This window comes from Pseudarthrobacter quantipunctorum, from assembly GCF_045291495.1.
GTDB lineage: Bacteria > Actinomycetota > Actinomycetes > Actinomycetales > Micrococcaceae > Arthrobacter > Arthrobacter quantipunctorum.
This window is the reverse complement of record NZ_CP148033.1, coordinates 1,656,815-1,674,797: the sequence shown is the minus strand read 5'-3', so window position 1 is coordinate 1,674,797 and position 17,983 is coordinate 1,656,815. Positions and strand designations below refer to the sequence as shown.

Annotated in this window: 16 protein-coding genes and 3 tRNA genes; 8 read left to right on the top strand and 11 right to left on the bottom strand. The window is 65.9% G+C overall.

The features are described 5' to 3' along the window. Positions 1–88: 88 nt before the first annotated feature. Positions 89–1,468, bottom strand: coding sequence for a trigger factor (gene tig, locus WHH00_RS07715; protein WP_406637824.1), 1,380 nt, complete (start codon positions 1,466–1,468; stop codon positions 89–91). Positions 1,469–1,549: 81 nt separating this feature from the next. Then, a tRNA-Pro gene (locus tag WHH00_RS07710) sits at positions 1,550–1,624 on the bottom strand. A gap of 141 nt (positions 1,625–1,765) precedes the next feature. Here WHH00_RS07710 and WHH00_RS07705 point away from each other — a divergent pair. Further along, positions 1,766–1,839: transfer RNA gene (locus WHH00_RS07705), tRNA-Gly, on the top strand. A 175-nt stretch (positions 1,840–2,014) separates the two neighbouring features. Here the strand turns inward: WHH00_RS07705 and WHH00_RS07700 are convergent. The 3 genes from WHH00_RS07700 to WHH00_RS07690 all read right to left on the bottom strand — a co-directional run bounded on the left by WHH00_RS07700 (position 2,015) and on the right by WHH00_RS07690 (position 4,574). Further along, positions 2,015–2,980, bottom strand: a complete 966-nt coding sequence (locus WHH00_RS07700) for an Fpg/Nei family DNA glycosylase (protein WP_406637822.1) — start codon at positions 2,978–2,980, stop codon at positions 2,015–2,017. After that, the gene (locus WHH00_RS07695) at positions 2,980–3,474 is read right to left on the bottom strand and encodes a ribose-5-phosphate isomerase (RefSeq protein ID WP_406637820.1); all 495 of its coding nucleotides are present in this window, start codon (positions 3,472–3,474) and stop codon (positions 2,980–2,982) included. Before WHH00_RS07695 ends, WHH00_RS07700 begins: the two co-directional genes overlap by 1 nt. 80 nt (positions 3,475–3,554) lie before the next feature. Beyond that, a complete protein-coding gene (locus tag WHH00_RS07690; protein ID WP_406637818.1) occupies positions 3,555–4,574 on the bottom strand; it encodes a hypothetical protein in 1,020 nt (339 codons plus the stop codon). 170 nt (positions 4,575–4,744) lie between these two features. On the opposite strand from WHH00_RS07690, the gene pepN reads away from it, so the two are divergent. Both pepN and WHH00_RS07680 read left to right on the top strand, forming a co-directional pair. Then, entirely contained in the window at positions 4,745–7,312 is a 2,568-nt protein-coding gene (gene pepN, locus WHH00_RS07685; protein ID WP_406637816.1) for an aminopeptidase N, read from the top strand. 9 nt (positions 7,313–7,321) lie between these two features. Beyond that, positions 7,322–7,795, top strand: a complete 474-nt coding sequence (locus WHH00_RS07680; RefSeq protein WP_406637814.1) for an OsmC family protein — start codon at positions 7,322–7,324, stop codon at positions 7,793–7,795. Positions 7,796–7,873: 78 nt separating this feature from the next. Here WHH00_RS07680 and WHH00_RS07675 read toward each other — a convergent pair whose 3' ends face one another. Beyond that, positions 7,874–8,866 carry an NAD-dependent epimerase/dehydratase family protein gene (locus WHH00_RS07675; protein ID WP_406637812.1) on the bottom strand — a complete coding sequence of 331 codons (993 nt, stop codon included), beginning with the start codon at positions 8,864–8,866 and terminating at the stop codon, positions 7,874–7,876. 117 nt (positions 8,867–8,983) lie between these two features. Here WHH00_RS07675 and WHH00_RS07670 point away from each other — a divergent pair, with 117 nt between their 5' ends. Continuing rightward, positions 8,984–9,670 carry a mechanosensitive ion channel family protein gene (locus WHH00_RS07670; protein WP_406637810.1) on the top strand — a complete coding sequence of 229 codons (687 nt, stop codon included), beginning with the start codon at positions 8,984–8,986 and terminating at the stop codon, positions 9,668–9,670. Between the two features lie 2 nt (positions 9,671–9,672). Then, the gene (locus WHH00_RS07665) at positions 9,673–10,122 is read left to right on the top strand and encodes a globin (protein WP_406637808.1); all 450 of its coding nucleotides are present in this window, start codon (positions 9,673–9,675) and stop codon (positions 10,120–10,122) included. A 22-nt stretch (positions 10,123–10,144) separates the two neighbouring features. On the opposite strand, the gene WHH00_RS07660 is transcribed toward WHH00_RS07665, so the two are convergent. Beyond that, positions 10,145–10,804: a hypothetical protein gene (locus WHH00_RS07660; protein WP_406637806.1), complete on the bottom strand. Its 660-nt coding sequence runs from the start codon at positions 10,802–10,804 to the stop codon at positions 10,145–10,147. A gap of 63 nt (positions 10,805–10,867) precedes the next feature. Here WHH00_RS07660 and WHH00_RS07655 point away from each other — a divergent pair, with 63 nt between their 5' ends. Next, positions 10,868–11,848, top strand: a complete 981-nt coding sequence (locus tag WHH00_RS07655) for an acyl-CoA thioesterase II (RefSeq protein ID WP_231455990.1) — start codon at positions 10,868–10,870, stop codon at positions 11,846–11,848. Between the two features lie 124 nt (positions 11,849–11,972). Here the strand turns inward: WHH00_RS07655 and ettA are convergent, their stop codons facing one another. From ettA to WHH00_RS07640, 3 genes are all read right to left on the bottom strand, one after another. Then, positions 11,973–13,655, bottom strand: coding sequence for an energy-dependent translational throttle protein EttA (gene ettA / locus WHH00_RS07650; protein WP_231455992.1), 1,683 nt, complete (start codon positions 13,653–13,655; stop codon positions 11,973–11,975). A gap of 52 nt (positions 13,656–13,707) precedes the next feature. Next, complete coding sequence (locus WHH00_RS07645) at positions 13,708–14,337, bottom strand: DUF6993 domain-containing protein (protein ID WP_406637804.1); 630 nt, start codon at positions 14,335–14,337, stop codon at positions 13,708–13,710. A 119-nt stretch (positions 14,338–14,456) separates the two neighbouring features. After that, a complete protein-coding gene (locus tag WHH00_RS07640; protein ID WP_406637802.1) occupies positions 14,457–15,020 on the bottom strand; it encodes a single-stranded DNA-binding protein in 564 nt (187 codons plus the stop codon). A 216-nt stretch (positions 15,021–15,236) separates the two neighbouring features. Between WHH00_RS07640 and WHH00_RS07635 the strand changes: the two genes are divergently transcribed. Then, positions 15,237–15,312: transfer RNA gene (locus tag WHH00_RS07635), tRNA-Arg, on the top strand. A 123-nt stretch (positions 15,313–15,435) separates the two neighbouring features. On the opposite strand, the gene WHH00_RS07630 is transcribed toward WHH00_RS07635, so the two are convergent. Continuing rightward, positions 15,436–16,662 carry an ROK family protein gene (locus WHH00_RS07630; RefSeq protein WP_406637800.1) on the bottom strand — a complete coding sequence of 409 codons (1,227 nt, stop codon included), beginning with the start codon at positions 16,660–16,662 and terminating at the stop codon, positions 15,436–15,438. A gap of 129 nt (positions 16,663–16,791) precedes the next feature. Here WHH00_RS07630 and xylA point away from each other — a divergent pair, with 129 nt between their 5' ends. Then, positions 16,792–17,979, top strand: coding sequence for a xylose isomerase (xylA, locus tag WHH00_RS07625; protein ID WP_231457813.1), 1,188 nt, complete (start codon positions 16,792–16,794; stop codon positions 17,977–17,979). Positions 17,980–17,983 lie beyond the last annotated feature (4 nt).

Sequence of the window (17,983 nt, the reverse complement as noted above, 5' to 3'; positions counted from 1 at the left end):
CCGGGCCGGGCGGGCAGTGGCCGGATATTAACGCAAAGGGCCCCCGGATCAGGTGATCCGGGAGCCCTTTGGCGGCGCGTCCTGAAGCCTAGGCCTTGGCCTCTGCCTTGTCTTCGTCAGCGGCGGCCTCCGCGGTTTCAGCTTCCACAGCCTCGGCTACGGGAGCTTCCTCTTCACCGCCGGGGCGTACGAAGTCGCTGAGGTCAACGGCCTTGCCCTCGGTGTCGGTGACCTCGGCCTGGCCAAGGACAACGGCCAGCGCCTTGCGGCGGCGGACCTCGGAGACCATCATGGGCACCTGGCCGCTCTGGTCGATGATCTGGGCGAACTGGTTCGGGTCCATGCCGTACTGGCTGGCCGTCGTGACGATGTAGTCGATCAGCTCGTTCTGGCTGACGTTGACTTCTTCCTTCTCGGCAATGGCGTCGAGGATGATTTCGTTCTGGAAGGCACGGGCCGTGTTGGCGCGGACCTCTTCGCGGTGCTCCTCGGTGTCGTGCTCGCCTTCACCGTGTCCGTTGCCCTCCTTGAAGTGGGCCTCGAGCTGCTCCTCGACCACGGAGTCCGGGACGGGAACCTCAACGAGCTCAACGAGCTTGTCCAGGACCTTGTCGCGGGCCTCAACGCCCTGCTCCACTACCTTGGAGTCGGCGGCCTGCTTGGCGAGGTCTTCACGGAGTTCGGCCAGGGTGTCGAACTCGGAAGCCAGCTGGGCGAAGTCGTCGTTGGCCTCGGGGAGCTCGCGCTCCTTGACGGCCTTCACAACAACCTTGACCTGGGCCTCTTCGCCGGCGTGGTCGCCGCCCACCAGAGTGGTGTTGAAGATGGCGTCTTCATCGGCGCTGAGGCCGGTGACGGCTTCATCGAGCCCGTCGAGCATGGTGCCGGCACCAACCTGGTAGGACAGGCCCGCGGCGGAATCCACCTCTTCGCCGTCGATGGTGGCCGTGATGTCGATGGTGAGGAAGTCGCCGTCGGCAGCGGGGCGCTCGACCGACTTGAGCGTGCCGAAGCGGCCGCGCAGTTCGTCAAGGGCCTTGTCCACGTCTTCTTCGGACGACTCGGCGGCTGCAACCTCAACCTTGATGCCGGCGTAGTCCGGGAGTTCGATCTCGGGACGGACATCGACCTCGGCAGCGAACTTCAGGCCGCCGTCGGTAGCCGACGGGTCCGGAACCTCGGTGATCTCAACCTCGGGACGGCTCAGGGGGCGGATGCCGGATTCCTGCACGGCAGCCTGGTACCAGCCGTTGAGGCCCTCGTTGATGGCAGTCTCCAGAACGTAGCCGCGGCCAACGCGCTGGTCGATGAGCTTTGCCGGTACCTTGCCCTTACGGAAACCAGGGACCTGGATCTGCGAAGCAACGGTCTTGTAGGCCGAGTCGATGCTGGGCTTCAATTCCTCAAAGGGGACCTCAACATTGAGCTTGACCCGCGTGGGGGTGAGGTTCTCGACAGCGCTCTTCACGGTCTAAGTACTCCTGGGTTTGTGGGATGGGTTTCTGCAAACGCAATGTTTTGTCCAGGCCAACAGGTCCGGGCCGCAGAGTCGGGGTGACAGGATTTGAACCTGCGACTTCCTGCTCCCAAAGCAGGCGCTCTAGCCAAGCTGAGCTACACCCCGTAAGTGCACAGGCAAGTCTACGGTCATACGCGCCGAGTTTGCACATTTGACACGTAGGCCATGGATTAGGTTTAGTTGTATCCGGCTTGAACAGCCAGCCCGAAGTCGCAGGCCTGCTAATGTTGCAGATGCAGCTTCTTCGGGGACGTAGCTTAATGGTAAAGCCTCAGTCTTCCAAACTGATTACGCGGGTTCGATTCCCGTCGTCCCCTCCAGACACGAAAAAGGCCCCTCATCCGAGGGGCCTTTTTTTGTGAATCGCCAGGACGCCGTGCCGGCAGGCCATCGCGGGGCACTTTGACGGCGCCGGGGCCCCAACCAGCGTCTGTGGCCGGAGTGTCCGTGTCGAAGTGCCCCGATTCGGTCTGCCGTAAGCCGGCGGTGCCCTGTTCAGGACTGCTGGCAGTAGGGGCACCAGTAGAGCTTGCGGCCCACCAGTTCTGCGGCCAGCACCGTGGTGCCGCAGACCCGGCAGGGCAATCCGTCACGCTTGTACACAAAATGGGCGTTGTCCCGGGCGGGGAAGGTTCCGCTTTTCATCGCGGCGGCTTCGGCCGCGGGTTTGGCCGCCCTGCCGTTTCCCGTCCAGTACCTGGGCGTCGTGGTAATGATCCTGCCGTCGGCGACGCCATCGTTCATAACGGAGACGACGTCGCGCCACAGCTTCCGTGCCTCACCGTCCTGGAGATTGTTGCCGGGCAGCCAAGGGTCCAGCCGACGCCGGAACAGGACTTCCGCGCGGTAGACGTTCCCCACGCCGGCAATGATCTTCTGGTCCATCAGCAGCGCAGCCACGGGTGCCTTGCGGCTTTGGAGGTTGGCGGCGAAGCGGCCGGCATCACCCCTGCGGTTGACCAGCGGGTCAGGCCCCAGCCGTGCCCGCACCACGTCAGTCTCGGCCAGGGTGATGGCCTCACACGTGGTGGCACCCCGCAGGTCGGCCCAGCCGTTGCTGCTGGACAGCCTGACCCGGACGGCGCCCACCGGAGCCGGCGGTCCGGCGTAGGCGCCGTCTCCGTCGCTGCCGGGGCCTCCGCCGTCGTCGCTTCCTTCCGCAAAAGTTTCCCGCTCCCCCACGCGGCGCGGCGCTCCGATGCTGGATGAACCGGCGAAAGTGCTGTCACCGCCGAAGCTCCAGGCCCCGTACAGCCCCAAATGCACATGCAGCACCAGCGCGTTGTCGAAGTGCAGGAACAGGTGCTTGCCGTGCGCGTCGGCCGCGAGGAGGGTGTGCCCGTCCAGCAGCGCGGCGCCTGCGCTGAACCTGCCCTGCGGACTGGACACACTGAGCCGGCGGCCGCCGAAGACGTCCCCGAACTGGCGCGCGAGCCGACGGACGGAATGCCCTTCAGGCACTACTCGATGACCTCGCCGGTTGTTTCATAGGCGGCAATCTTGCCGATGCGGCGCACATGGCGTTCGTCGTTGCTGAAGGGCTCCGACAGGAAGGCCTCGATGAGCCCGGTTGCTTCCTCAACGGTGTGCTGGCGGCCCCCCACGGCAACAACATTGGCGTCGTTGTGCTCTCGGGCCAGGACGGCTGTGGAGTGGTTCCAGGCCAGTGCCGCACGAACGCCCTTGACCTTGTTGGCGGCAATCTGCTCCCCGTTGCCCGAGCCGCCGAGGACGATGCCCAGTGCGTGGACGCCTGCCTGCTGGTCCGCAACCACCGCAAGGGCGGCATTAATGCAGAACGACGGGTAGTCATCCTGCGCGTCGTAGGCCTTGGGACCGTGGTCCACCACCTCATATCCCTTGGCGGACAGGTGCTGCACCAGGTGGGCGCTGAGCTCCATGCCTGCATGGTCGGTGGCGATGTGGACCCGCGGGAAGGCAGGGGAAGAAGTCACGAGCAGAATCCGTTCGGTTGGGGCGCCGGCAGCCGGCCGGGACGGCGCAGGCCAGGGTCAGGACAACAGGGTCAAGGATACTAGGACTCCGGCGGGGCGGCTGGTGGCTGGCCGCCGCCTCCGCCGCGCGCCCTTGCGGCCACACGGGTGAGGACCTCGGCCAGCCTGGCAGCGGAAGCGGGGCTGCCGCCGCTCACCGCGAGGCGCTGGCCGTCAGTCTTGCTGACGACGACGGCGGGACCGCTGCTGACGAGCATGGCTGAGGTTCCGCCGTGGTGCCGGTAGCCCCACCCACCATAGTCTGCCGCCTTCACATCCGCCGCTGTGGCGCCGGAGATGGCTCCCGCCGGCACGTTCATGACCGGCACGATGCCGGCCAGGAGGACCTTCAGGCCCTTGCGGTCCGCTTTGACCCGTGCGAACAGGAAGGCGGCGCCCACCACCGCAAGGAGCACAAGGAGCATCCCGAGCCAGGGCACGGCGACGGTAATGAGCGCCGAGGGAAACAGCGACGCTATGGCGATCATGATGAAGACCGAGCTGCGGGCGTGCACCCAGAAGCGGATGCTGTCCCGTGCCAGGTCCGGGTCGGCTTCCTTGGCCAGGGCCAGCTGGAGCGCGCGGTCATCGTCGAGCGACCACTGCTGGTCGGCCTTGAAAACGAAGGCAATGATGACGCCAAGCGATACGGCCGCACCGCTGCCGAGGGCGAGGACAATCATGTCCACGTGGGACTCACGGGCGTCGGCCAGTCCTGCCTGCCCCACCAGGCCTGCAGCGAGGGCGCTGGTGACGAAAAGGCTGAGGAACATTCCGGCGCCCATCATGATCCGGCGCATGATTGCAGGCCGGTTAAGAGTCACGGCCTGGGAGAGGACCAGCCAGCCCGCCACCACGATCGCCGCCGCGCCCACGCCCACATAGGTGCCGAAGGGCGCAAAGGCCGCGCCGCCGTCGTCCGTCCACCGGATGGCAAGCGGCTCCGGAAGGTCCGGCCGGAGCAGGAAAGCGCATATGACAAAACCGGCGGCCAGGAGCACCGGAAACCCTGCGGCGAAACGCAGCGCCCTGGTGTCCACCGAATCCATAAGCTTGCCCATGGTCCAACGCTACTCCGGCAGCAGGCACCTGGCGTCCTGCCCCCTTTCCCCATCCGCTGTGAGCCGCGCTACGTGCCCAGGGGCCAGGGAATGCAAGAATGAGCAGTGCCGCCGCTGGGCACCGCCAGCTGCGCAGACGCAATCTTTCTGGAGGGCCCACTGTGCCAGGTATGAATCTCACGCGCGTTGAAGCCAAGGAACGTGCCCAACTGATCTCCGTCGAGTCCTACGATGTCAGCCTGGACCTGACCCGGGGCGGAGACGTGTTCGGCAGCAGCACCACCGTGAAGTTCAGCGCCAGGCCCGGATCCACCACTTTCATCGATGCCGTCACCTCCGCAGTCCACAGCATCACCCTGAACGGCAGGAGCCTGGATCCCGCCACCGTGGCGGACGGCGTCAGGATCCAGCTGCCGGACCTCGGTGAGCAGAACGAGCTCACGGTCGTGGCCGATGCGCCGTACATGAACACCGGTGAAGGGCTGCACCGCTTCGTGGACCCGGTGGATAACGAGGTCTACTTGTACACACAGTTCGAAGTTCCGGATTCCCGCCGGATGTTCGCCGTGTTCGAACAGCCCGACCTGAAGGCGACGTTTACCTTCACGGTGACGGCACCCTCGCATTGGGACGTCATCTCCAACTCGCCCACGCCGGCACCGGTGGAAACCACGCCCGGGGATGACGGCGGCGCCCGCTCTGTCTGGTCCTTCTCCCCCACGCCCAGGCTGTCCTCCTATGTCACGGCCCTGATCGCCGGCCCCTACCAGTCCGTCCGCAGCAAAGTGGTGAGCTCTGACGGGCGGACCATTCCGCTGGGCGTCTTCGCCCGGAAGTCGCTGATGCAGTACCTCGACGCGGACAACATTTTTGAGCTCACCCGGCAGGGCTTCGCCTTCTTCGAGGCGCAGTTCGGCTGCCCCTACCCGTTCGAGAAGTACGACCAGCTGTTTGTTCCGGAGTTCAACGCCGGCGCCATGGAAAATGCCGGCGCGGTGACCATCCTGGAAGGCTACGTTTTCCGCAGCAAGGTCACGGACGCCCAGGTTGAGCGCCGTGCCATCACGGTGCTCCACGAGCTCGCCCACATGTGGTTCGGGGACCTGGTGACCATGCGCTGGTGGAACGACCTGTGGCTGAACGAGTCCTTTGCCGAGTACATGTCCCACCTCGCGGCGGTGGAGGCGACGTCCTTCACCAGCGCGTGGACCACCTTCGCCTCCGTGGAAAAGTCCTGGGCCAACCGCCAGGACCAGCTGCCCACCACGCACCCGATATTCGCCGAGATCAATGATCTCCAGGACGTGGAAGTCAACTTCGACGGCATCACCTACGCCAAGGGCGCCTCCGTCCTCCGCCAGCTGGTGGCGTGGGTTGGGCCGGAACAGTTCATGGCCGGCGTGCGTGAGTACTTTGCCAAGCATTCCTGGCAGAACACCGAACTGGGCGACCTCCTGGTGGAACTGGAGAAGGCAAGCGGCCGCGACCTTGACGACTGGGGACGGCAGTGGCTGGAAACCGCCGGTGTGAACACCCTGAAGCCGGAGCTTGAGGTGGACGGCGAGGGTCGCCTCACGTCCTTTGCGATTGTGCAGTCGGCCGTGGACGAATGGCCCACCATCCGCCCGCACCGCCTGGCGGTGGGCTTTTACAACCTCAGTGGCTCCGGCAAGCTTGAGCGGGTGCACCGCGAGGAGCTGGATGTCGACGGCGGACGCACCGAGGTGCCCGGCCTGGTGGGGCTCGCGCGTCCGGACCTGATCCTGGTCAACGATGACGACCTCGCCTATGCCAAGGTCCGGCTCGACGAAAAATCCCTGCTGACGGCTACGGCGCACCTGAAGGACTTCAGCCAGAGCCTGCCGCGGACCCTGGTCTGGAACTCGGCCTGGGACGCGGCCCGCGACGGCGAGACCCCGGCACGTCGGTACGTTGACCTGGTCCTCTCCAATGTGGCGGCGGAGTCGGATTCCTCTGTGATCCTGGTCCAGCTCCGCCAGCTGGCCACCACCCTGAATTTCTATGTGGCGGAGAAGCACCGGGAAGCTACTACGGTGGCGGCCGCGGACCGGCTGTGGGACCTGGCGTCCGGGGTTGCCGGTGGATCCGATGCGCAGCTGCAGTTCGTCAAGTCCTTTGCGCTGCTGGCACGCAGCGGGTCCCAACTGGACCGGGTGGCGGGACTCCTGGACGGTTCGGCCACGCTGGAGGGGCTGGCCGTGGACCAGGACCTGCGCTGGGAGCTGGTGGCGTCCCTGGTGGCCGGCGGTCGCCTCGGCCAGGAGGGCATCGACGCTGAACTCCAGCGCGACAACACCTCCAGCGGCCAAAATGCCGCGGCCCTGGCCAAGGCAGCCATCCCCACTCCCGAAGCCAAGGCAGCAGCCTGGGACTCCATCGTGGTCAAGGGCGAGCTGTCCAACGCGCTCCAGGGCTCGGCGGTCACCGGCTTCATGCGGGTACTGGACCGCTCCCTGCTGGAGCCGTACGCCGAAAAATACTTCGAGGCCGTGCCGGGCATCGTTGACACCCGCACCCACGCACTGGCCCAGCAGATCGTCGTCGGCCTCTACCCGGCGCTGCTGACCACCCAGGCGACCATCGACCGCACCGACGGTTTCCTGGCGGCGCTTCCGCCGGCCAGCTCCGCGCTGCGGCGAATGATGCTGGAGAACCGCGACGGCGTTGCCCGGGCCCTGCGCGCCCGTGCGGCTGATGTCCTCCCGGGCGAAGCGTAGGAGCGCGGGATGGGACTCAGCGAACACCGGTACGGGCTGACCGTCCAATGGACCGGCAACACCGGTGGGGGGACGGCGTCCTACCGGGGCTACTCCAGGGACCACGACATCCTTATTCCCGGGCTGCCGGTCCTAAAGGGCTCGGCGGACCCCACGTTCCATGGGGACAGGGAGCGCTACAACCCGGAGCAGCTGCTCCTTGCGGCCCTGGCCCAGTGCCACATGCTCTCCTACCTGCACGTGGCCGTGAAGCACGGCGTGGTGGTCACGGACTACCGCGACGAGGCGTCCGGGATGCTGAAGCTGAACCGGGACAGCAGCGGCCAGTTTGAGAGTGTCATGCTGCGCCCGACGGTTACGGTGGCGGATCCGGCGCATGTGGAGCTGGCCGGCCGGCTGCACCATGAAGCGAACCAGGTGTGCTTCATTGCCCGAAGCGTGAACTTTCCGGTGGGTCATGAACCGGTGACGCTAACGGCCTGATGGGCCAACCAGGTAGCGCTAAGTGTCGTTTTCAGGGCTCAGAACGACACTTACTGCTACTTAGTTGGGCGGGCGGACTCAAAGGCTCCGCGGCAGCTTCTTGGCCAGCCGTGCCTCGGTCCCCGGGGACAGGCCTGCTTTCCGGGGCCGATCGAGTCCGCGCGTGCGTTCGTCCATTAACGTCCCGGCCAGCGTTTCCTGCCAGGGCCGGAGCTGCAGGCCGGCGTTGAGCGCTGCACTGTTGCTCCGGGCCATGAATCCATCATGCCCGGGCGGGAGCCAGAGCGGCAGTGAATCCGGGCCTGCCCAGTAGTTGACGCCCTGGCGGGCCAGCCAGGCCTCCGCTGCAGGGATTACCCGGCCGCGGTGGTCCGCGGCGTCCCTGAAAGCCGCAATGAACGTCCCGAAAGGCACCTGGCCTCCCACGGCGTTAAGCGGCCCGGTTACGCCCTTCTCTGCCGCGCGCAGGATCCAGGCTGCGAGGTCGCGGACGTCGATGACCTGGGTGGGGCTGGTGTCAATGGCGGGAACGAGGACCGGCCTGCTGTCCCGGGCGAACCGGGCGGGCCAGTAGCCATAACGGTCTGAGCTGTCTCCCGGGCCACCTATCAGGCCGGCACGGCACAGATGGACTTTCCCGCCCGCGGCCTGCAGGGTTGCCTCCTCGATGGCCGCTTTGGATTCGCCGTACGTGTCCGCCGTGGACGGTGTGCCCGCCGGGAGCGCAGGCAGGAGGGGAGTGGCCTCGTCCGCGCCGGGAACCGAAGCATCCGCATAAACGGAGCAACTGGACACGAACGTCCAGTGCGCTGCACGGCCTGCGAGTGCCTCGAGGGCCTCGGTGGCAGCCACAGGGTCGCGGGCGACGTCGACCACCGCGTCCCATTCCCCCTCTGCATCGGCGTAGGCGTTCGCGCCCAGTGAACGATCCGCCCTCAGCCAGGATGCGCCCGGGGGCGGAACAGCCGCGGAGCCGCGGGCCAGGCAGGTGACATCGTGCCCGGCCGCCACCGCGCTGCGGACGATTTCTGCGGAGAGGAAGGCCGTTCCGCCGAGGACAAGGATGCGCATGTTGAGAGGCTACGGCGATAGTGTTGAAGGAGAACAGAGCCGTCCGCGCCGGGCGTAACCGGCAGCACGGCCCCCCTTCCCGGCACAGCCGGACAACAGCAGGAGTACTCCCCCCTTATGGTCAGCACGTTGTCCATCCTTCCTTCCGCCGCCAGCGAGCCGGACGGCATCAGCGTCACCGGCATCGTGATCAGTCTCGGCGTCGGCGTTGCCGTCTGGTTGGTGGCCACCTTCGTCATTTCCCGCATCACCAAACGCGTGGCGGCAGGCAGCAACTTCTTCAAGAAACCTACGTTCCGGTGGGCCGCCCCCGCCTTCCGGGCGCTGGACCATGAACGGCGCGTCCAGCGTGCGGAGACCATCGGTTCACTGCTGAACAGCATCGTGGGAGTGCTGGTGGTGGTCATCACCGGCATGTACGTGCTGCAGAACCTGGACATCAATATCGCGCCCCTGCTCACCAGCGTCGGCATCCTTGGTGTGGCCATCGGCTTCGGCGCCCAGCAGCTGATCCGCGACTTCCTGGCAGGTATCTTCATTACGATTGAAGACCAGTTCGGCATTGGCGACGTGATCGAGACCAGCGAGGTTGTGGGCGTGGTGGAATCCATGGGGCTGCGGATCACCCGGGTCCGGTCCGACGACGGCGCCATCTGGTACCTGCGCAACGGTGAGATCCTCCGTGTCGGCAACCGTTCCCAGGGCAACTACGTGCCGCTGCACGAGTCGCCGGACGGCACCACGGACCAGGGCTCTGACCACGGTGCCGAGAATACGAAGACCGAGCAGAAAGCCGGAGAATAGCGATGACGATCCCCATCGAACCGCAGCGGCCGCAGCTGATGCAGAACGATCCGTTCAGCAAGCCCGGCTACACGGACAACTTCTACGATGCCGTGGGCGGGCACGAAACGTTCGTGAAGCTGATCGACGTCTTCTACGACGGCGTGGCGACAGATCCCCTGCTGCGGCCGATGTACCCCGAGGAAGACCTTGCGCCGGCGAAGCGCCGCTTCCTGATGTTCCTTGAACAGTACTGGGGCGGGCCCACCACCTACGGCGAGGAACGCGGCCATCCCCGGCTCCGCATGCGGCACATGCCGTTCAAGGTGACCCCTGAGGCCAAGGACCGCTGGCTTTTCCACATGCGGACCGCCGTGGACGCCCTGGAACTTCCGCCGCTGTACGAGGGCACCCTGTGGGACTACATGGAGCGGGCTGCACTGTCCATGGTGAACAGCCCCTCGGCATCCTGACTGATAACGCCGTAACCGGCGGTTAAAGAAGTCCGCTTCCGGTCCGCGCCAGGACGTGGCCGCGGCTGCCCGTGAGGCGGAACCAGCGGCCGGCCCGGTAAAGCTTCTGGTCACCGTCGGCGAGGAATCCCAGGGCCAGTGCTGCGAAGGCGGCTCCGGCGGGCAGCCCTGACGCATCGAGTTCCCGGCCCCACACCGCAGCGCGGGCGTTGTTAACGATCAGTGCGCCGGGCCTGTCCGGCACGATTCCAGCCACTTCGGCAATGCCTGCTTCGGCCGCCGCCCGCAGTTCCGCATCGGGCCGGGAGCCGATCAGCTCCCACCCGCTCCGCGGAGCGCCCACGCCCGTCCAGGACTCGCTGACGGTGGACGGCGGCACGGGAAGTTCGACGTCGTCCTGGCCGGCGCGGGCCAAACGGTCCAGGACAGCGGACAATGCCACGGTCACATCCGTCGCCGAGGCTTCCGCCAGGGCCATGGTGCGCAGCCCCAGGATCGTCGGGGTCGATTCGCCCAAAAGCCTCGGCCGGAGCACGCACACATACGCGGCGAGGACGGAACCTGCCGCCTGAAGCCGGATGGCGCCGTCGTCAATGGCCTTGGCGCGCGTGGCGAAGGTCTTCAGGTCGGCGAGGTCCTGGGAGTCGGCGAAACGGAAGGACGAGGTGAGGAGATCAGACACACCAAGAACACTACCGGCTGGGGCTTTGTTGAGCAGTGCCGGGGTGCCGTCTAGAGTCGAACCATGACTGAAGCCGACGCCGGACTGCTGGCGCTCCCCAGCGAAGATCCCACCTCATCGCTCATCTCCCTCCTTGACCTTGGTGAGCTGGAGGGGGCACGGACGGATGAGGACATCTTCCTGGGACCTTCCCAGCAGCAGCCCCACCACCGGGTGTTTGGCGGCCAGGTGCTGGCGCAGTCACTCATCGCATCCATCAGGACTGTTGCTCCCGACCGTTTTGTGCACTCCATGCACGGCTATTTCCTGCGCCCTGGTGACGCCAACAAGCCCATCACCTTCGGCGTCCAGCGGCTCCGGGACGGCCGGTCCTTCTCGGCACGCCGGGTCCACGCCTACCAGGAAGGCACGCCCATCCTGTCGATGATTGCCTCCTTCCAGGGCGAGGACGAAGGGATTGAGCACCAGTCCACGATGCCAAGCGGCATCCCGGACCCCGAGTCCCTGCCCAGTACCGCCGACCTGCTGGGCAAATTCGACCACCCCGTGGCGCGGCACTGGGCTTATGAGCGTCCTTTCGACATCAGGCATGTGGATCCGCCGCTGTACGTCTCCGCCAAGGGCCAGCGGGAAGCCCGCAATGCGGTCTGGATGAAGACTTTCGGGCCGATGCCGGACAACCCCAACCTGCACCGGGCGGCCCTGGCGTACGCCAGCGACTACACCCTTCTTGAGTCCATCCTGCGGCGCCACGGCCTGAGCTGGATTACCCCCGGAATGAACGTGGCCAGCCTCGACCATGCGATGTGGTGGCACCGCCCCGCGCGCGTGGACGAGTGGCTGCTGTATGTCCAGGAGTCACCGAGCGCGCAGGGTGCCCGCGGGCTGGCGACGGGGAAGATCTTCAACCAGGCGGGGCAGCACGTGGCATCCGTGGCGCAGGAGGGCATGGTCCGGGTGCCCACCGACTTGAAGAACAAGGTGGTGGGCGCCTTCCAGTCCAAGGTGATGGAGCATCAGATCCGCAAAGCCGGACGGGACTGACCGGGAATCCCGCCTCCAGGGCGTTAAACGCAGAACAGGCCGGCACCCAGTGGGTGCCGGCCTGTTCCGTACTGTCTTTAACTGCGCTGCCTTATGAGCGCTGGCCCTGTTCGGCCGCTGCCTGTCAGTCTCGGGTGAGGCGGCGGTGCGTGACGCGGTGCGGCTTGGCGGCGTCCGGGCCGAGGCGTTCCACCTTGTTCTCCTCGTAGGATTCGAAGTTGCCCTCGAACCAGTACCACTTGGAGGGGTTCTCCTCGTCGCCTTCGTAGGCCAGGATGTGTGTGGCCACCCGGTCCAGGAACCAGCGGTCGTGCGAAACCACCACGGCGCAGCCGGGGAACTCGAGCAGTGCATTTTCCAGGCTGCTGAGGGTTTCGACGTCGAGGTCGTTGGTGGGCTCATCGAGGAGCAGCAGGTTGCCGCCCTGTTTGAGGGTCAGCGCCAGGTTCAGGCGGTTGCGCTCACCACCGGAGAGCACGCCGGCCTTCTTCTGCTGGTCCGGGCCCTTGAAGCCGAAGGCGGCCACGTAGGCGCGGGACGGCATTTCGACCTGGCCCACCTGGATGAAGTCGAGTCCGTCGGAGACAACCTCCCACAGGGTCTTGTTGGGGTCGATGCCGCCGCGGCTCTGGTCCGCGTAGGAGATCTTGACCGAGTCGCCGATCTTGAGGTCTCCGCCGTCGAGAGGTTCCAGCCCCACGATGGTCTTGAAGAGCGTTGTCTTGCCGACGCCGTTGGGGCCGATGACGCCCACAATGCCGTTGCGGGGCAGGCTGAAGGACAGCCCGTCGATCAGGGTGCGGTCCTCGAAACCCTTCTGGAGGTTCTTGGCTTCCAGCACCAGGCCGCCCAGGCGGGGTCCCGGCGGGATCTGGATCTCCTCGAAGTCCAGCTTGCGGGTGCGGTCCGCTTCTGCGGCCATTTCCTCGTAGCGGGCCAGGCGGGCCTTGGACTTGGTCTGGCGGCCCTTGGCGTTGGAGCGGACCCACTCAAGTTCTTCGCTCAGGCGCTTGGCCTGCTTGGCGTCCTTCTTGCCCTGGATTTCCAGGCGGGCACGCTTCTTCTCCAGGTACGTGGAGTAGTTGCCTTCGTACGGGTACAGGTGGCCGCGGTCCACCTCGGCGATCCATTCGGCCACGTGGTCCAGGAAGTACCGGTCGTGGGTGACGGCCAGGACGGCGCCCGCGTAGGAGGACAGGTGCTGCTCGAGCCACAGCACGCTCTCTGCGTCAAGGTGGTTGGTGGGCTCGTCCAGCAGCAGCAGGTCGGGCTTCTGCAGCAGCAGTTTGCACAGGGCAACCCGGCGGCGTTCGCCACCCGAGAGGTTGGTGACGTCAGCATCCGCCGGCGGGCAGCGGAGGGCATCCATTGCCTGCTCCAGCTGGGAATCCAGGTCCCAGGCATCTGCGGCGTCAATGGCTTCCTGCAGCTGTCCCATTTCCTCGAGGAGGGTGTCATAGTCAGCATCGGGGCTGGCCATTTCCTCGGAGATTTCGTTGAAGCGCTGGATCTTGCCGTAGATCTCGCCCACGCCTTCCTGGACATTGCCCAGGACGGTTTTTTCTTCGTTGAGCGGGGGCTCCTGCAGCAGGATGCCCACAGTGTAGCCGGGGCTCAGCCGGGCCTCACCGTTGGAAGGGGTGTCCAGTCCAGCCATGATCTTGAGGATGGTGGACTTACCGGCACCGTTCGGGCCCACGACGCCGATCTTGGCGCCCGGGAAGAAGGACATGCTTACGTCGTCAAGAATAAGTTTTTCGCCAACGGCTTTGCGGGCCTTGGTCATTGTGTAGATAAATTCCGCCATGGTTCCAAATCTAGTGGGTTGGCAGGCATATCTCACATTCCGCGCGACTTGCTTAGGTGCCTACAAAGCACTTGCCGCTGGCCAGGACAGGCAGCACGGTCACCGCCACGGCTCCGTCGCGGACTTGGCCGATCACGCAGTCGCCTCCTTGGAGCACTGCCGCCTCGATGGCATCTGCTTCCAGACCGGTGGGGGTCCGGCTCTGCGAGACTTCAAGCACCCCGGCTGCGATGCCCGCTCCGGTCAGCGCCTCGCTCACCTGGGCAGTGGCAGGTTTGGGTGTTCCCGCCGCCAGCCGGCCCAGGGCGTCAGTGACGGTCTGGCGGACGGTTTCCGTGGCGGCAGCTTCAGCGCTGGCATTCGGGGTCCCCGCGGAGGTATCGGCCAGGGGTCCGGAGGCCTGGGGCCCGGGCGTGCCGGGGCCGGCCTCTGAATCTGCAGCGGCTGGGCCGCTAGCCTCTGGCGCTGCGACTCCCGGACCTGTTGATCCGGGTTGATTGACCGACGGCGTCCCGCCCACGCAGCCTGACAGTGATCCGGCCAGGACAGCGACGGACAGCACAACCAGCAGACGGCGGGCCTGCCGCTGCGTTGACAACAGTGCAGTTTTCCCTGAGGTGGGGCGTTCAACCCGGGAGGCCCCGGCCGTGACAATCTGCCGGTGGTCGAGGGGAGGCTGCATGCAGTCATTCTGCCACGAGCCGGTGAATCTCCTTCACAACCTGGACGGGCAGGACACGGCCGGGGGGTGCCTGGGTCCTGCCCGCCAAGGCGGCCATGAGAGCGACGACAACAGCTCTTCTACACTCCTGATCCGGCGAGTTCCCCCGTTTCCAGGTCCAAGGGGACCATTTCGCCATTTGTGTCCTCGATGAAGGCAACCGCCGGATCTCCGCCGCCGTCCGGGTCTTCATCGCTGTCTTCGGGTTCGTCGAACGGTCCGTCCGCAGCAGGGTGTTCGCCCTCGGCGAGGGGAGGCTCCTGGTCCACGAGCGAGAGGACCGGCTTGGCAGAGGACCGGATGAAGTTGGCCGTGCCCCACGTGAGGTCGTGGCCCACGGCCTCGGCATCAATGGTGTGTGAGTAGTAGACCCGGCCGTCCCGTTCCCAACTGCGGATCTTCAGCCTGCCGACCACTATGACGGGTTGTCCCTTCCTGATGCTGCAGCCGATGCTTCCCGCCAGGTGGCGATAGCCCTGGACCAGGAACCAGTTTGTGTGGCCATCGGACCAGGTACCCGTTTCCCTGTCACGCCGCCGCGAGGTTGACCCAATCCGGAAAGAAGCGGTGGCCACTCCCCCTGGTGTTGTGGAGCTCTTGACCTCGGTGGCAACGAAGCCCCGGATCGTTATGGTTTCGCTCATCTCTACGTCCTGTCTTCAATGGTGGTGCCTTTAGCAGGCAGAACCAGCATCGCCGTCGCCCTCTTCAGGTTCGAGGGCGTGGCCCGTATATGTGGACAACCCGGCCTGAGCCCTGCCTGTGGAGGAAAAGTCGGCAGGCCGGCGGCGGATGACTGTGCCGGCACTCCGGGCAATGTAAACTTTTTGAGGCGCCGGAGATCAGCTCCGGAAGGCCATGCCTCAGTAGCTCAGGGGATAGAGCAGCGGCCTTCTAATCCGCCGGTCGGGGGTTCGATTCCCTCCTGGGGCACCAAACTGAAACACCCCGGTCCACGGACCGGGGTGTTTCGCTTTTCCCGCTGCCCTACCTTTTATGGCCCCTTTATGTGGCGGCGGCAAAGCGGCAATGAGTAACGCGCACCAGGGCGTGTGCGTTTCACGCCTGCAGCCGGTGCGGCGCCTCCACCAGCGCCCTGACCACGCTGCCGGCCGCCCCCAGGAGTGCCCCGGCCTCCCCCACCGTGGACGTGATGACGTGCTCAGGGGAAAGCGCTCCGGGTGCGTACTTCGCCAGGCTTTCCAAAAGTGGCCCGTGGAGCCATTGGTCAAGGACGGCGAAGTGCCCTCCGAGCACCACCGCCCGGACGTTGACCACCCGGGACGCCGATGCCACAGCAACCCCCAGCGCCGTACCCGCCCGTTGAACAGCTGTCAGCGCGGCAGGACTGCCGGCAGCCAGGGCGCCCAGCAGGTCCGCCATGCTTTCCGACCTTGACCGGCCCTTTACGCTGATTCCTGCCGCAGAGAATATCGCGTCCTGGCCGGCCACGGTCTCCAGGCACCCTGTCCCGCCGCAGGAGCAGGTGATGCCCCCAGGGTCCACCACAATATGGCCCACCTCGCCCGCGTTGCCTTCAGGACCAGTGAAAAGCTCGGAATTCAGGACCAGCCCGCCACCGACGCCTACTTCGCCCGAAACGAACAGGAAGTCCCTCCTTTGGGGGCCGCGGGCAAGTTCTGCGAGCGCGGCAGCATTGGCCTCGTTGAAGAGGGAGACCCCCAACGGCACTCCGGGAAGCAGCCGGGCCACATCCAGTCTGGTGTCCACCCAGCCCAGGTTGGGGGCAACGGTGACAGTCGAACTGCCGGCTTCAACAAGGCCGGGAACGGCAAGTCCGCCACCCAGGACGTCGACCCCCTTGGCGGCAGCCGCCTCCCGCACCTCCGATGCCAGCAGGACGAGGGCGGACATCACGGCTTCGCCCGGGCTGTCACGGTTGTCCCGCTCCCGGATCTCTTTCACCACGAGTTCCCCGGACAGGCTTGTCACGCCCGCGGCAATGTAGTCGACGTTGATTTCCATGCCCATGACGCCCCGCGAAGGGTTCAGTTCCAGCCCCACCCCCGGCCGGCCCCGCTCCCCCTGCCTGCTCAGGCCCACCTCGCGGAGGATGCCGGCCTCGAGCAGCTCCAGGACGATGCTCGAAACGGATGCCTTGGTCAGCCCCGTGGCCGCGGCAAGCTGCGCCCGGGTGAGGTGGAATCCGGACGGTGACTGCGCCACCCTGGCCAGGACCAGGGCGAGGTTGTTCCGCCGCACGTCCGCCATGTTTCCCGGTGACCCGGCGTCGGACGGGGCAGTAGCAGGTGCCGTACTCGCCATGGCCGCTCTCCTTGGATTCGATGCGGGTCCGTCTCCGGTCCCTATTGACCCTAGCGTAATCACGCTTATATAGTTCAAGCGATAAACTAACTTGCCGAACCGGCGGCAAACTGACTGCAAGGACGCATCATGACACTCACTCCGACGCCCGCTGACAAGTTCACTTTCGGCCTCTGGACCGTTGGCTGGACCGGCGCCGATCCGTTCGGCGTCGCCACGCGCGCAGCCCTGGATCCCGTTGAGGCCGTGCACCGCCTGGCCGAACTCGGCGCCTACGGCATTACCTTCCATGACAATGACCTGGTGCCCTTCGATGCCACGGTTTCTGAGCGTGAGCTGATCCTCAAGAACTTCAAGGCGGCCCTTGCCGAGACAGGGCTGAAGGTTCCCATGGTGACCACCAACCTGTTCAGCCACCCGGTGTTCAAGGACGGCGGCTTTACCTCCAACGACCGCTCCATCCGCCGCTTCGCCCTGTCCAAGGTGCTGCGCAACATCGACTCCGCGGCCGAGTTCGGCGCCGAGACCTTCGTAATGTGGGGCGGGCGTGAAGGCAGCGAGTACGACGGGTCCAAGGACCTCTCCGCAGCCCTGGACCGGATGAAGGAAGGCGTGGACACCGCCGCCGCCTACATCAAGGACAAGGGCTACAACCTGCGCATCGCCCTCGAACCCAAGCCCAATGAGCCCCGCGGCGACATCTTCCTTCCCACCGTCGGCCACGGACTGGCCTTCATTGCCCAGCTCGAACACGGCGACATTGTGGGCCTGAACCCCGAAACCGGACACGAGCAGATGGCCGGGCTGAATTTCACCCACGGCATCGCCCAGGCCCTGTGGGCCGGCAAGCTCTTCCACATCGACCTCAACGGCCAGCGCGGCATCAAATACGACCAGGACCTCGTGTTCGGCCACGGCGACCTCACCAGCGCCTTCTTCACCGTGGACCTGCTCGAGAACGGCTTCCCGGGCGGCGGTCCCCGCTACGAAGGTCCGCGCCACTTCGACTACAAGCCTTCCCGGACCGATGGCTACGACGGCGTCTGGGAATCCGCGAAGTCCAACATGAACATGTACCTGCTCCTGAAGGAACGCGCACTGGCCTTCCGCGCCGACCCCCAGGTCCAGGAAGCCCTCACCACCTCCGGCGTCTTCGAGCTCGGCGAGCCCACCCTCGCCGCCGGCGAAACCACCGCCGACCTGCTGGGCGACACCACCGCCTTTGAGGACTTCGACGCCGACAAGGCCGCCGAACGCTCCTTCGCGTTCGTCCGGCTCAACCAGCTCGCCATCGAGCACCTCATGGGCGCCCGCTAAAGCT

Bases quoted from the DNA above. Each gene is read 5' to 3' on its own strand.
- WHH00_RS07690 (WP_406637818.1), bottom strand. From the start codon at position 4,574: ATGGGCAAGCTTATGGATTCGGTGGACACCAGGGCGCTGCGTTTCGCC.
- pepN (WP_406637816.1), top strand. From the start codon at position 4,745: ATGAATCTCACGCGCGTTGAAGCCAAGGAACGTGCCCAACTGATCTCC.
- WHH00_RS07680 (WP_406637814.1), top strand. From the start codon at position 7,322: ATGGGACTCAGCGAACACCGGTACGGGCTGACCGTCCAATGGACCGGC.
- WHH00_RS07675 (WP_406637812.1), bottom strand. From the start codon at position 8,866: ATGCGCATCCTTGTCCTCGGCGGAACGGCCTTCCTCTCCGCAGAAATC.
- WHH00_RS07670 (WP_406637810.1), top strand. From the start codon at position 8,984: ATGGTCAGCACGTTGTCCATCCTTCCTTCCGCCGCCAGCGAGCCGGAC.
- WHH00_RS07665 (WP_406637808.1), top strand. From the start codon at position 9,673: ATGACGATCCCCATCGAACCGCAGCGGCCGCAGCTGATGCAGAACGAT.
- WHH00_RS07655 (WP_231455990.1), top strand. From the start codon at position 10,868: ATGACTGAAGCCGACGCCGGACTGCTGGCGCTCCCCAGCGAAGATCCC.
- ettA (WP_231455992.1), bottom strand. From the start codon at position 13,655: ATGGCGGAATTTATCTACACAATGACCAAGGCCCGCAAAGCCGTTGGC.
- WHH00_RS07645 (WP_406637804.1), bottom strand. From the start codon at position 14,337: ATGCAGCCTCCCCTCGACCACCGGCAGATTGTCACGGCCGGGGCCTCC.
- WHH00_RS07640 (WP_406637802.1), bottom strand. From the start codon at position 15,020: ATGAGCGAAACCATAACGATCCGGGGCTTCGTTGCCACCGAGGTCAAG.
- WHH00_RS07630 (WP_406637800.1), bottom strand. From the start codon at position 16,662: ATGGCGAGTACGGCACCTGCTACTGCCCCGTCCGACGCCGGGTCACCG.
- xylA (WP_231457813.1), top strand. From the start codon at position 16,792: ATGACACTCACTCCGACGCCCGCTGACAAGTTCACTTTCGGCCTCTGG.